Genomic DNA, 13,007 nt, shown 5'->3' with positions numbered 1-13,007 from the left:
ACTGTCTTCACAGGTTTTAGACTGATTCTTGCCATTATCAATCATATCAGCATTAACATTAACACGGATCTTATTTGTGCCAATAATACTTGAATTTATCTCTAAAGCAATCTCTTTGACATGATGGTCTTTTTTATCTGAGTATGTATATATCAAATCACTAAAACCTACCAGAAATCCGGCATTAGGTTTGATATGAAAGCCTACGTCAAATTCCTCTGATGCATTAAGATTAACTTTCTTGCTCTGCAGGTATAACATATAACAACCCCCTGTTAAATTATTAAAATTTACTTCTGTTACTCGCCAAAACCATATAGCAGTTCGCGTTTATGAAACGCAGCGGAAAACATTCATCTTTTCCAATATATTAAAACTGCTGTGTAGTTTTTGCTTGTATTATCTTATTTATGTATGTTTTGTAATGTTATTCCTAATCTTCGCACAAAATTTTTTATGAAGATTCAATAAATTTTTTTGGCCATAATTTATCTCAATTTTATTTGTTCCCTTATCCCATATAATTTCTGAATGATATATCTTAATTTTTGTTAAAATTATTAATAAATAATTGCTCTTTTATCATTATTTCGTACAAAATTATTCTTCATATTTTAAGGAATCCGTTATGTATCTCATAGGTTGATTTTTTCAACCAAAATCAGCCACTAATCCATTGTAAGTTTCTATTTATCGGATAAAATAAATATAGAGGTGATTTTTATGAAAGAAATAAATATTGCAAAAGTTCTTGTGAAAAAACGAAGAGAAAAGGGAATCACACAAGATGAACTTGCTAATTATATAGGGGTTTCAAAAGCCTCTGTTTCCAAATGGGAAACAGGACAAAGCTATCCTGACATAACTTTTCTTCCGGAACTTGCAGCATATTTTAATATCAGCATTGATGATCTGATGGACTACGAACCACAAATGATAAAAGAGGATATTCGGAAATTATATCTGAAGCTGTCCGCTGACTTTGCATCAAAACCCTTTGACGAAGTAATGGGACACTGTCGTCAAATTATAAAAAAATATTTTGCTTGTTTTCCTCTGCTGCTGCAAATGGGTATTCTTATATTAAATCATAGTGTGTTACCAAAAGATCCGGACAAGACGACACTCTTGATTCGTGAAACAAAGGAACTTTTCATCCGTGTAAAGAATGAAAGCAATGATGTGTCATTGACTAAGCAGGCATTGTATATGGAGGCATTGTGTTGTATTGCTACTAATGATCCAAATGCTGCACTAGAATTGCTTGAAGGAATGAATACACAGATACTGCCTCCTGAATTACTATTAGCTTCTGCATACCAAATGACAGGAAGAATAAAAGATGCAAAAACTGCTTTACAGGCTGGAATCTATCAAAATATTGTTATCCTGTTTAATTTTTTCCCTAATTATCTACTGCTGTGTGCAGACGAACCGGAAAGATTTGATGAAGTACTGAAACGTGCTCTTATAACAGCAGAAGCCTTCGATTTCAAGCATCTGCATCCGGCAGTTTTTATCAATACCTATATATCCGCTGCTCAAGGGTATATTACACAGAAAAGAAACAATGAGGCCCTCGATATGCTGGAAAAATACACGGAAATCGTCACAGGAAATATATATCCTCTGCACCTACAGGGGGATCATTTCTTTGATCTGCTGGATAACTGGCTGGACGAACTTGATTTGGGAATACAACTGCCCCGAGATGAAAAAACGATAAAGCAAAGTATGACTGATGTGATTGTAAATAACCCTGCGTTTGCAGTACTTTCAGGTGATAGCCGTTTTCAGACAATAATTGAAAAACTAAAAAATAATTGTCAGGAGGTATTATAATGGAAATTCTAAAGGAATATTGGCCTTTTCTTATTCCCCTTATTATTGCGGAACTTGTGCTGGCCGTTACTGCGTTTATCCATGTAATCAGGCATCCTCACTATCGTTTCGGAAACAAAATCATGTGGTCCTTTATCGTGTTATTTATTCAGATTATCGGTCCCATTATCTATTTTGTTTTTGGTAGAGGTGAGGATTAATGAATATTTTAGAAATTAAACATCTCTGTAAAAGCTTTGGTAATCATTCCGTGATAAGAGGTTTGGATTTATCTGTTCCCGAACATTCAGTATTTGGTTTTGTAGGGCAAAACGGTGCGGGAAAAACCACAACCATGAAAATGATTTTAGGGCTTTTAAAGCCCGATAGCGGTGATATTGTTGTGCATGGTGAAAAAGTATCTTATGGAGAAAGGAAAAGTAATGTCTCCATCGGTTATCTGCCTGATGTTCCTGAGTTCTATGGATATATGAACCCAATGGAGTACCTTAAATTGTGCGGTGAAATTGCCGGAATATCAAATTCAAAAATTAAGAATAGAAGTGAAGAACTGATATCCCTCGTGGGCTTAGAAAAGGTAAACAGAAGAATCAGCGGCTTCTCACGGGGAATGAAGCAACGTCTCGGAATTGCACAGGCCCTTTTTAATGAGCCTTCATTGTTGATATGTGATGAACCAACCTCTGCCCTCGACCCTATAGGCAGAAAGGAAATTCTTGATATTTTATCTGCAATAAAGGGGAAAACAACGGTTATTTTTTCCACTCATATTCTTTCAGATGTTGAGCGTATTTGTGATCATGTGGCTCTTTTACATGATGGAAAATTAGCCCTCTGTGGTACCCTTTCCGATATAAAGAAAAAACATCGACACAACGGTTTTGTTATAGAATTTGCAAAGGCCGATGATGCTGAATCCTTTATGGATTGTGAAGAATTAAAATCACCTGAAATAACAGCAAAGAAAGATAAAAATACCATAACCATAAAGGTATTGGACATAAAAAAGGACGGCCAATTTCTAATTGCTCTGCTGGCTAAAAAAAAGATAACTCCAATTAAGTTTGAAATCATGGAACCAACTTTGGAAAACTTGTTTATGGAGGCAATACAATGAGAAACTATTTTATTTTCCTAAAAAAAGAAATTATCGAAAGCATACGGACATATAAATTGTTTATCATGCTGATTGTTTTTTTCGTCTTTGGAATGATGAGTCCCCTGACGGCAAAATTGCTTCCGGAAATATTCTCTTCATTTACAACAGAAGGAATAACCATATCCATAACCAATCCGACTGCAATAGATTCATGGACTCAATTTTTCAAAAACATCTCTCAGATGGGATTAATTGTAATGGTTATCCTGTTCCATGGAATCTTGGCGACAGAATTATCTAAGGGAACGCTGATCAATATGCTGACAAAGGGATTATTACGAAGTACAGTCATTTTGTCCAAGTTCACTTCAATGGCAATTGTCTGGACGCTAAGCTATATGCTGGCTTTTATTGTCTGCTGGGGATATACGGTTTACTTATTCCCGGGTGATCAAACATCTAATTTATTGTTTTCTGTTTTTTGCTTATGGCTCTTTGGAATGTTTCTACTATCAGTATTGTTATTTGCTTCAACACTGATAAAAAATAATTATGGTCCCTTACTTATAACAGGCGGTGTTGTTGCAGTATTAACAGCTTGCAATATGGCATCTACTATACAAAAATATAATCCTTCCTCTCTTGCCGCAAAGAATGTTGACTTGCTGACACGGGCGGTAAAGCCATCTAACCTTTTCTATGCCGTATTGACTTCCGTCATATGTATTCTAATTATGGTCGGTAGTTCCATTACAATATTTAGAAAAAAACAGCTTTAATTGTTTTTTATTTAAGCACCTTTTTTTCTTCTGGGAAAGAGGTGCTTAAATAAAATAATAGGTATTTTATTTATTTTTCTTTTTGAGGCAAAACAATTTATTTCTATAATAATTTACATGATATAATATATTATATTGAAATTTAGTTCAAATAGGATTGAGAGGTGCTGCAGATGCCATTACTTATTAAAGCAGTTATTGAATATAATGATGAGGGATACTTAATTCATTCGAGCAATTACATAGGAGCTTACGTCCGTTGAAGGACAAAAGACGAAGCTCTGAACAAGTTTGATAAAGAAATTAAGCAGTATATTATGTGGTCAACGGGAAAAAAATTTTGTAATAAAGAAAAGTCCGAAATACAAATTGTTCAGGAAAAGAAAAGTAATCTACAAATCTGTGACGCCGATTCAGACGTTCTATTTGAATCTGAAAAATTTCCCCTCAATATAGATGAATATAAAAAATTGAAATTATTGGTCATAAAGTCTGCAAAGGATTTCAAGGCACTTTATGATTCCATTCCGGACAAGCACCAAACATCTTTAAATCCAAGAAAAACATTTTACGGTGAAATTCCCCGTACCGCTAACGAAATGTATATTCATGCCAACAATGTAGTTTCATATTACATTAGGGAAATAGGCATTAATATTAATAACTTGCCGGATATTTCAGAAAACCGTATTAATGCTCTCAAATCTGTTGAGGCTATGCCAGTTCTTCTTGAAAATCAAATATTTGACGGTAGCTGCGATGAACAATGGACACTTCGAAAAGTCCTCCGTCGCTTTATTTGGCATGACAGAATCCATGCCAAAGCGATGTATAGAATGGCTGTCGATATATGGGGAATACACCAAATAAAAAATCCTTTTTTCTTCGAATTGTAATTACAAATTATAATAAAAAGCAGTGAGGAACATAACCCACTGCTTTTTATTATCTTTCCTCCTGCTGATTTATTTCGGATTGACGTTTTTCCATGCCGGTTGTTTTGCAAGAGTACAAGTCAAGACTCATTCATGATATCCTCCATTGCTATCAAAGCTGCACCGAGAGCACCGCAAATTTCCGGCTCCTTAGGCACATAAATCGTAACCCCAAGTTTTTCCTCAATTGCCCGGACAACTCCTATATTTTTTGCAACACCGCCTGTCATCATATAGCCTGGCTCCACTCCGGTTCGTCCTCCAAGGGCAATCACCTTTGATGCAACGGAAACATTCAAGCCGTGCACAATATCCGACAATTTCTTTCCCGATGCAATCAAGGAGACAACTTCCGATTGAGCAAAAACAGAACACATACTCGAAATAGTAATTTCTTCATCCCATTTTAGACCGCAAAGGCTGATTTCTTCAAGGGTAATGCCGAGAGATTGAGCCATCATTTCCAGAAAACGTCCTGTTCCCGCAGCACATTTATCATTCATCGCAAAATCCTTCACCGAACCATCCGAATTCAATCTGATAATTTTACTGTCTTGTCCCCCCATATCAATAACCGTGCGTATGGCCGGATTCAGAAAATAAGCTCCCTTTCCGTGGCAGGTAATCTCCGTAATATCCCGGTTCCCAAAAGTCACGGCAGTACGTCCGTATCCGGTAGAAACTGTACGAACAATCCGTTCTTCGGACAAGGACACTTTTTGCAATGCCACCTTAAACGCCTTTTTTGCACTATCCGGCACGCTAACACCTGTCGGCACTACAGCAGATGAAACTATATTATGCTCACTGTCCAAGATTACTGCTTCTGTGGAAGTCGAACCGCTATCGATTCCCGCAATATAAAACTTCTTACTGTAATTCTCATTTTTAGGATATGAACATGTATTCCTTTTAGATAATACATTTAAATTCTCAAAAAAAGCACTCATTCGATTTTCCAACTGTGCATCTCCCTGCCCTGTATAATCGGTTTCAATTTTCAACATGGGTAAAGAAAATTTTTCACGCAACATTTTATATTCAAACCCGTAATAATCACAAAAACTGATAGTATTATATATAATTCCGCAAATATTCGGATCATTAATAAGTTCCTGCCGTGAGGCAATTTCTGTCATACGCATACAGGGTATCTGGGAAAGCAATTCGCTGGCATACCAATCCATCAGTTTCTCTATATCGTCTGTCTGAGGAGCAATACCGATTCTCCGATTGCCTGTACAAGTAAGATTTATAACGGGAAGCGGAGACAGCTTTTGGATACGGTCAAGCAGCCTATTGTTTATCCTTGCCCCAAGAAGTGCAACTGTCGGACCGGATATAGGCAAAGGAAGTTTCCCGCAGGCAGCCTTGAAACAAGTTAAATCAAATTTTCTACCTGAATAAGCAGAGAATTCATCAATAAAGCGAAGCAGTTCTTTTTTATATAATCTTCTTGAGCACTGATCATCTCTGTGAGGTAAATCAAGGATAAAAACAGTCTGACCTCGTGAAGCGAGCACATCTCTAACACGTCTTATAGAATCACAGCAGTTGGTCAAAATCAGCACATTTTCAGGTTCCCTTACCCTATGTTCAATTAATGCCCGGGAAAAGGCGCATATGTTCCGATGAATAATTTTATCTGCTTGATCTAAGTTATCAACAGAACAATTCCATGACATAGGTTCTACTCCAAATCCTTTAAGAATTTCTACAGGGGTGTATTTACATATATATTCTATCATTTTTTTGCCTCCAGTATCTCTAAAAATGCCTGCATTCGGGTACTCATTTGACCGTCATTAACGTTTCCTCTATCACAGCCGTCACCGTCCAAAATTAATGTAGGAAATCCTGCATCTTCAAGGATACACTTTGCAGCATTAGCACCACCCAAAGTATGTTTACAACCCCAATGACAGAAATATACAATGCCGTCAGCATGAAGTAATTTTGCCATTTCAAGAATCCTATCCGTACGCCGAGTATTTTCTCCTCCCAAGGAGTGAGAAAGAAGTTTTTTTGCAATGGACTCATAAGGGTTTTCTTCATTCAGTTCAACCATAACATCAAAATTTAAATCACAGCATAAAAGCTGGACTCTCGGATTGAAGTTAATGATATTTTTCATGGATCTCTGCCAAAAAGGAAGAGAATGTACCCATAAGATCCGAATTTCATTATTTGATGGTTCTGATTTCTGTGCATCATCCACCAGAAGTTCAAAGTAATGCTCAGCCTCTCCTGTTCCTAATAAAACATGAGTAAGAAAAATTTTATACATTTCCGAGGTCATATCGTTAGGCAAAACCTTTTGTGAAAGCTCGTTGAAAAATTCCTGATACAGCCGGATTGATCTGTTTTCCCTTCGAATGACATTCCGTAACATTTTCTCTGAAAGTTTTTGGCTTAAAGTTTCCTCCAAAAAAAGTACAAACTCCCTCATCTGTTCCGCCACATAGGAAACCTCCCTATCACTGCTACGATAGGGAATGTCAAGAGTGAAATGGGGTACCTTCCATATATCCGCCAACAGACGGAAGGTACTGTTATTAGCATCGCAGGCAAGAGTGGTATTCACAACAAAACGAGGCTTAGGTAAAACACCTGATAATGCCGCTCCAATGAGAATTTTATGGTAAGAACAATAGGTTTGCGGAATACCGGCATTCTCGGCAAATCTGATAAAGGCACTCTCTGCTTTGGCTCCGTTAATGTAACAAGCAAGTCCCTCAGTAAACTGAGGCATGATGCCCATAGCATGTAATAACTCGCAGGGTGTAAACACACTTACTACAGCTGAATGATCCGGACTTGTAAGAGGTGCCCGAATTGCACGGTTACTGACTACAGCAGCATATTTTTGGTGAGGAAGCAACTGATGCTTTGGCAGGTACTTCATCTGCTTACCACTTATAAAATAGCCTGCCCTTAATAGTTCCAATGCTCTTGAAGGGTTCTTTTCAACATTTTTTCTTACCATTTCTCCGAATTTTTCTACTACAGTACCCATAGCGTTACCTCCTCATTCGTAATTTACTAATTATTATAACATAATCTTCGTACGGTCAATAAGAAATTTGGAATATTTTCGGGTATAAATCTATATCTCAATTTCTTATCACTATCCACAAAAGTCAGTTGTATCCAATTTTAAATTACAATTATTTTCGATATTATAAGTACTGAAATAATATTCTTCCATCGGAATCCAGCGTTCTAAAAAATGATGCAGTTTTTCTTCTCCTTCCCTGTTTAAAAGCCTTCTTTTCTGTACTTCTTTAGAACATGTCAAAAATATTTTCAGATCATAAAAATCACTAAGAATAGGATGAAAAGAATAACTGCCTTCTATTACAGAAATAAATTTGGGAGATTTCCTTATTGGCCGTCCAAATTTCTGAGTTATACAATTAAATGGTTGAAAGCATACATCCCGTCCTTTTGACAGAGGATCCATTACTTCCTTCATGAATCGTTCATAATCTATATTCCCTCCAGGTCTGGAAAGGCGCTCTTCTGTGCAAAGGGAGTTAGGAAGGAAAAAGTCATCCATGTGAAATATATTACATGAAAAAACTTCCGACAACAAATCGGCAAGCATTGACTTTCCGCTTCCACATCTGCCATCTATTCCGATGATTACACGTTTATCTTTATTCTCTAATTCTTGTATGGATTGAAAAACAGGAAAATAAAAAGCATATAACATCTTTATCACCCGGTAGTGGGGATTATATTTTTCCCTGTAAGTTTTGCTGTGATGCATTGGAGGGCAGCCTAAAGAAAAATACTCTTTCAAATATGATTTTACCGTTTCTTCTTTTAACGGAAGAAGCCCCGTTGCTGCCATTTCATGCAAAAAAGAAACCTTTCTTTGGAACTCGGGAATAGAGCCTTTATGAGTGTTAGCCGTAGCAACAAATAGCCGGTTTAACATAGGAAGAAAATTAAATGTTATTTTAGCCGGATTAAGGTATACCCGGCAAAGGTGATTCCCTATCGATTCAATAAAAGACGAATTTTCCCCTCGGCTTTCTTCCTTTAATATTTCTTCATACTCTGATTTTAAAAACAATTCGCTATCATACACATTAGAAATCATATGACCGCTTCCAAATTCATTTTGATAAATCAGTTTTATATAATCCTGAAGCTCCATTTCCGGATATTCGGAACAATGAAAAATTAAAATATCCTGCAACGTGTTTTTCAATTTGATATCTCTCCTCAAAATATAATTATAATTATATTTTTATTCCTGATAGCATAAAATCTTTGATAATATAGTTTATATATTCTGAACATATTATATCATAGGATTTAACTCTAACCAAAAATATTGTTAAAAGCAAATCTTCTTATAAATTCAAAATATCCTTCAATAAATATTATAATAATAATGCTATAATAATTATAAAAGATAAGGTATATAAAAAACTAGCAATTCAAGGAGTGATGTATATGGAAAAAATAATTTTATTTGGAAGTAAGTATTGTCCAGACTGTGGACCTGCAAAAGAGTTTTTTTCGGGTAATAATGTTAAATTCGCATATTTAGATATTACTGACAGCCTGATGAACTTAAAGAGGTTTTTAAAGTATAGAGACACCCGTCCTGAATTCAATACAATTAAAGAAGCAGGAAAGATAGGAATACCTTGTATCGTTATAAATGATGGAGAAAAAATTATTTTCGATTATAATGAACTAAAAATATAAAATATAAGCAAAAGAGGAAAATATTAATTTTTAATATTTTCCTCTTTTGATAATTCCAATTTTCGGTTTATCCGTTCAGTGCCCAATTCTGGCTTTCTGTCTGAAGTTCTACCATATGACGGTAAATGCCCTCCTGTTTCATCAATTCTTTCGGTGTCCCCTGTTCTGCAACATGGCCTTCCGAAAGAACAACAATTTTATCAGCTCCTGCTACGGTACGCATACGATGGGCAATAATCAGCACAGTCTTATTTTTTATCAGCTCACTGATAGCCGACTGAACAAGAGACTCATTTTCTACATCCAGTGAAGCTGTAGCTTCATCCAGCAAAATAACCGGAGCATTTTTTAACAATGCGCGGGCAATAGAAATTCTCTGTCTCTCACCTCCGGACAAGGCAGAGCCATTTTCACCAATCATAGTTTGGTAGCCTTTCGGCATCTTGGAAACAAATTCGTCACATTGCGCTGCCTTTGCTGCTGCCAGAACTTCCTCATCCGTTGCGTTTAGTTTCCCGAGGCGGATATTTTCCATGACCGTATTGTTAAACAAAACGACATCCTGAAAAACAATAGAAAAATTCTTTAAATAGGTTTCCGGATCAACTGTACTGATATCGGTACCGCCTAATGTGATTTTCCCTTTCTGAATATCCCAAAACCGTGCCGTTAGCTTTACAGCAGTGGATTTGCCGCCGCCCGATGGCCCCACAAGAGCAGTCACTTCCCCTTGCTTTGCCGTAAAAGAAACATCCTCCAATACTGTTTCCCCTCTATGGTAAGAAAATCCTACATGCTCAAATACAATATCATATCCTTTGTATTCTGTCTGTTCAGAACCTTCCTGTATTGGTTGATTGCGGATCTCACGCATACGTTCCACAGTCAGCAACGTACTAAATACCGCCGCAAGATTTTGTAGCGAAGCAGCTAACGGTTCATAGACACGGGATGCTGCAATGAGAAAAATCAAAAATGTGAGAAAATCAATGCTACCCTTTGCCAAAAATATTGAACCTGCCAGTACAGTTGTAGCAATTCCTATCTTCAAAAACATCTGTGCACTAGTAACAGAAATCCCAGTAATCAATTCACCTTTTATAGAAACTTTTTCAAAAACAGCAAGCTTTTCTTCCAAATTTCGTAAGTAACTTCTGTTCTGGTTGCTTGCCTTTATGTCCTTGATATTTTCTATATATTCCTGAATTCCGTCAACATATGCAAGTTTTTTGGCTTTTGTTCTTCTCCCAAAACCATCCTGCAGCTTTTTGGTAGCAAACACAATGAAAAAAGCAACCGGAATTACCCATAAAAGTGCCAAAGCCATAGACCAGTCTATAACAAATAACCCGATTCCGACAGGAATTAGAGAAAGAACAGCACCTATCAATTCCGGTATATAATGGGAAAATGCTGTTTCCACCATGGCACAGTCAGACATAATTGTGGTTGTCAAATCCGACAAATCTCTTTTCCCAAAGAAAGATAAAGGCAACTTACGGAGCAGTTCTGCTAAACTGATTCTCTGGTTCGCACTCTCTGAATAGGATGCAAGAAAAGTGCTATTGTACTGAATATATTCTAAAACAAATAAGATGCCAAGGGCCAAAACGGACAACCCCACATACATCCATAAATTCAGTTCCATGCTTCCTCCGTTAAAGAGTGGCAGACAAAGTTCTTTTAATAGCAAATACAAAATGCCAACCGGAAACATCAAACTTATATCCGTTGCCGTACAGCTCCAGATTGCCTTATGCAAATCTTTTGCTCCCTGTTCACTTAAAGCAAATTTATTTTTTAAATAATTTGTCATGCCTTGGCACCTCCTTTTACTGTTACTTTCCATGTGGCAGAGGATTCATATTCTGTCCACATTCTTGCATAAACCTTATTTTTTTGAAGAAGTTCCTGATGAGTTCCCTGTTCTGCAATAGAACCATCCACAATAACAAGAATTTGATCGGCATTTTTTACAGTGGAAAGTCTGTGTGCAATAATCAAAATTGTTTTTCCTTTTGTCAGCCTATCAAATGCCTTCTGAATCTGATATTCATTCTCCGGATCTGCGAAAGCTGTGGCCTCGTCCAAAATAATAATCGGCGCGTCCTTTAAAATCGCACGGGCAAGAGTAATTCTTTGAATTTCCCCGCCTGAAAGATATACACCTTTTGTTCCCACAACTGTATCCATTCCATTAGGAAGCTTATCAATAATATCCGTACACATAGCTGCCTTTGCTGCCGTCAATACCTCTTCCCGACTGGCAGACGGTTTACTAATACGAATATTTTCCAGAATACTTGTTTTAAAAAGGTGATTGTCCTGAAAAACAAATGCAACACGGTTCATCAGTTCCTGTTCATCCATATTTCGTACATCCACCCCTCCAATGGAAACTTTTCCTTCATCTACATCCCAAAACCTCGGCACAAGACTTGCTGCTGTGGTCTTCCCCCCTCCGGACGGACCGACAAGAGCAACTGTCTTCCCCTCTTTGATCTGAAATGACACATCTTTTAATGCCGGAACTTTTCCACCTTTATAAGTAAAGGAAACATGTTCAAAAGAAATATCATTTTTCTTCGGTACTGCCGGACTTTTTGCTTTTTCAAAAGGTTTTTCATTTAATATAGATTCAATTCGTCTCTGCGCATCCTTTGCCAGCATAGCATTTTCACTGGAAAACATAATCTTGTTCATCATTACAGTACAAATCGGAGTAAAAATAATATAAAAAATAAAGTCTAAAAGAAAGGCCTTATAATCCACTGCGGATAAAATCAACAGTACACCTGCTGGGATTAAAAAAGCAAAGATTCCATTGATACTGACAGTATATCCACACATGGGCATTCGCAAAGAGATGGTATAATTTATTGCCCATTTTCTATAGCGAAGAATTGATTCATGAAAATTTCGGAAAGAATAAACACTTTGTTGAAAAGTTTTTACGACAGGTATGCCCCGTACATATTCTACTGCCTGATTGTTCATATCTTCCAATGCGTTCTGATATTCCTTCATGGACCCCGCCAAAGACGGCCCCATCATTTTCATAAGAAACACAATACCTATAACAAAAGGAATAAGACTTATAATCCCTAATCTCCAGTCGAATACAAACAGCAATACAATAACGCCGACAGGTGTTACATAAGCTCCGGCCAAATCAGGAAGCATGTGTGCAAGATAGGTTTCTGTCTGCCCCGAGCTTTCGTCAATAATACGGCGGAGTTTTCCGCTGCCATTTTCTTCGAAGAATCCAAGCGGCAATTTCATCAGATGATTCAATGCCATACTTCTCATATTCCTTGCCGTACGGAAAGCGGCAATATGGGAACACATCAATGCTGCAAAATAAATTAACATGCTCAATACAGCAAATACGACTGCCATGAGTCCGTAATGAGGAAGTCCTTCTGCTTTCGTAATATCCGGCGCTACCCGAAAGATTTCTTCCACTACCTTCCAAATATAAATGAAAGGTATAAGTGCCAATAATGCACTAATTCCCGAAAAAATGCAAGCAAGGTAAGTCAAAATTTTATAATTGCCTGCATAAAAAAGTAAGCTTTTTGATTTCTCCATAAAATGCACACTCCTTTTTATTTGGGTTGAGTTAGT

11 protein-coding genes are annotated in these 13,007 nt (G+C 36.9%); 6 read left to right on the top strand and 5 right to left on the bottom strand.

Features of this window, described 5'->3' with window-relative positions; genetic code table 11:
* Nucleotides 1-723: 723 nt before the first annotated feature.
* The 5 genes from PP176A_RS08665 to PP176A_RS08645 all read left to right on the top strand — a co-directional run bounded on the left by PP176A_RS08665 (nucleotide 724) and on the right by PP176A_RS08645 (nucleotide 4,616).
* Nucleotides 724-1,842, top strand: a complete 1,119-nt coding sequence (locus PP176A_RS08665; RefSeq protein WP_071140076.1) for a helix-turn-helix domain-containing protein — start codon at nucleotides 724-726, stop codon at nucleotides 1,840-1,842.
* Nucleotides 1,842-2,042, top strand: coding sequence for a PLDc N-terminal domain-containing protein (locus PP176A_RS08660; protein ID WP_071140075.1), 201 nt, complete (start codon nucleotides 1,842-1,844; stop codon nucleotides 2,040-2,042). Before PP176A_RS08665 ends, PP176A_RS08660 begins: the two co-directional genes overlap by 1 nt.
* Entirely contained in the window at nucleotides 2,042-2,959 is a 918-nt protein-coding gene (locus tag PP176A_RS08655) for an ABC transporter ATP-binding protein (protein WP_071140074.1), read from the top strand. Before PP176A_RS08660 ends, PP176A_RS08655 begins: the two co-directional genes overlap by 1 nt.
* A complete protein-coding gene (locus PP176A_RS08650; protein WP_071140073.1) occupies nucleotides 2,956-3,720 on the top strand; it encodes an ABC transporter permease in 765 nt (254 codons plus the stop codon). The genes PP176A_RS08655 and PP176A_RS08650 overlap by 4 nt, the downstream gene beginning before the upstream one ends.
* A gap of 317 nt (nucleotides 3,721-4,037) precedes the next feature.
* On the top strand, nucleotides 4,038-4,616 hold the full coding sequence (locus tag PP176A_RS08645; protein WP_234958890.1) for a hypothetical protein: 579 nt from the start codon (nucleotides 4,038-4,040) through the stop codon (nucleotides 4,614-4,616).
* A 119-nt stretch (nucleotides 4,617-4,735) separates the two neighbouring features.
* On the opposite strand, the gene PP176A_RS08640 is transcribed toward PP176A_RS08645, so the two are convergent.
* The 3 genes from PP176A_RS08640 to PP176A_RS15890 form a co-directional block, all read right to left on the bottom strand.
* Nucleotides 4,736-6,403, bottom strand: a complete 1,668-nt coding sequence (locus tag PP176A_RS08640; RefSeq protein WP_071140072.1) for an acyl-CoA dehydratase activase — start codon at nucleotides 6,401-6,403, stop codon at nucleotides 4,736-4,738.
* A complete protein-coding gene (locus PP176A_RS08635; protein ID WP_071140071.1) occupies nucleotides 6,400-7,671 on the bottom strand; it encodes a 2-hydroxyacyl-CoA dehydratase subunit D in 1,272 nt (423 codons plus the stop codon). The genes PP176A_RS08640 and PP176A_RS08635 overlap by 4 nt, the downstream gene beginning before the upstream one ends.
* Before the next feature lie 111 nt (nucleotides 7,672-7,782).
* The gene (locus PP176A_RS15890) at nucleotides 7,783-8,874 is read right to left on the bottom strand and encodes a uridine kinase family protein (RefSeq protein ID WP_083381876.1); all 1,092 of its coding nucleotides are present in this window, start codon (nucleotides 8,872-8,874) and stop codon (nucleotides 7,783-7,785) included.
* A 248-nt stretch (nucleotides 8,875-9,122) separates the two neighbouring features.
* Here PP176A_RS15890 and PP176A_RS08625 point away from each other — a divergent pair, with 248 nt between their 5' ends.
* Complete coding sequence (locus tag PP176A_RS08625) at nucleotides 9,123-9,380, top strand: glutaredoxin domain-containing protein (RefSeq protein WP_071140070.1); 258 nt, start codon at nucleotides 9,123-9,125, stop codon at nucleotides 9,378-9,380.
* Between the two features lie 67 nt (nucleotides 9,381-9,447).
* On the opposite strand, the gene PP176A_RS08620 is transcribed toward PP176A_RS08625, so the two are convergent.
* Together PP176A_RS08620 and PP176A_RS08615 are read right to left on the bottom strand one after the other, a co-directional pair.
* Nucleotides 9,448-11,196: an ABC transporter ATP-binding protein gene (locus PP176A_RS08620; RefSeq protein ID WP_071140069.1), complete on the bottom strand. Its 1,749-nt coding sequence runs from the start codon at nucleotides 11,194-11,196 to the stop codon at nucleotides 9,448-9,450.
* On the bottom strand, nucleotides 11,193-12,971 hold the full coding sequence (locus PP176A_RS08615; protein ID WP_071140068.1) for an ABC transporter ATP-binding protein: 1,779 nt from the start codon (nucleotides 12,969-12,971) through the stop codon (nucleotides 11,193-11,195). Before PP176A_RS08615 ends, PP176A_RS08620 begins: the two co-directional genes overlap by 4 nt.
* Between the last annotated feature and the right edge of the window lie 36 nt (nucleotides 12,972-13,007).

Origin of the sequence: Sporanaerobacter sp. PP17-6a, assembly GCF_900095615.1 — a bacterium.
GTDB classification, from domain to species: Bacteria; Bacillota; Clostridia; order Tissierellales; family Acidilutibacteraceae; genus Acidilutibacter; species Acidilutibacter cellobiosedens.
The sequence above is the reverse complement of the archived record's forward strand: the minus strand, read 5'-3'. Positions and strand labels throughout refer to the sequence as shown.

Excerpts from the sequence above, each read along its gene's own strand:
- PP176A_RS08660 (WP_071140075.1), top strand. The coding sequence starts at position 1,842 with ATGGAAATTCTAAAGGAATATTGGCCTTTTCTTATTCCCCTTATTATT.
- PP176A_RS08620 (WP_071140069.1), bottom strand. The coding sequence starts at position 11,196 with ATGACAAATTATTTAAAAAATAAATTTGCTTTAAGTGAACAGGGAGCA.
- PP176A_RS08665 (WP_071140076.1), top strand. The coding sequence starts at position 724 with ATGAAAGAAATAAATATTGCAAAAGTTCTTGTGAAAAAACGAAGAGAA.
- PP176A_RS08655 (WP_071140074.1), top strand. The coding sequence starts at position 2,042 with ATGAATATTTTAGAAATTAAACATCTCTGTAAAAGCTTTGGTAATCAT.
- PP176A_RS08635 (WP_071140071.1), bottom strand. The coding sequence starts at position 7,671 with ATGGGTACTGTAGTAGAAAAATTCGGAGAAATGGTAAGAAAAAATGTT.
- PP176A_RS08640 (WP_071140072.1), bottom strand. The coding sequence starts at position 6,403 with ATGATAGAATATATATGTAAATACACCCCTGTAGAAATTCTTAAAGGA.
- PP176A_RS08645 (WP_234958890.1), top strand. The coding sequence starts at position 4,038 with ATGTGGTCAACGGGAAAAAAATTTTGTAATAAAGAAAAGTCCGAAATA.
- PP176A_RS08650 (WP_071140073.1), top strand. The coding sequence starts at position 2,956 with ATGAGAAACTATTTTATTTTCCTAAAAAAAGAAATTATCGAAAGCATA.
- PP176A_RS08625 (WP_071140070.1), top strand. The coding sequence starts at position 9,123 with ATGGAAAAAATAATTTTATTTGGAAGTAAGTATTGTCCAGACTGTGGA.
- PP176A_RS08615 (WP_071140068.1), bottom strand. The coding sequence starts at position 12,971 with ATGGAGAAATCAAAAAGCTTACTTTTTTATGCAGGCAATTATAAAATT.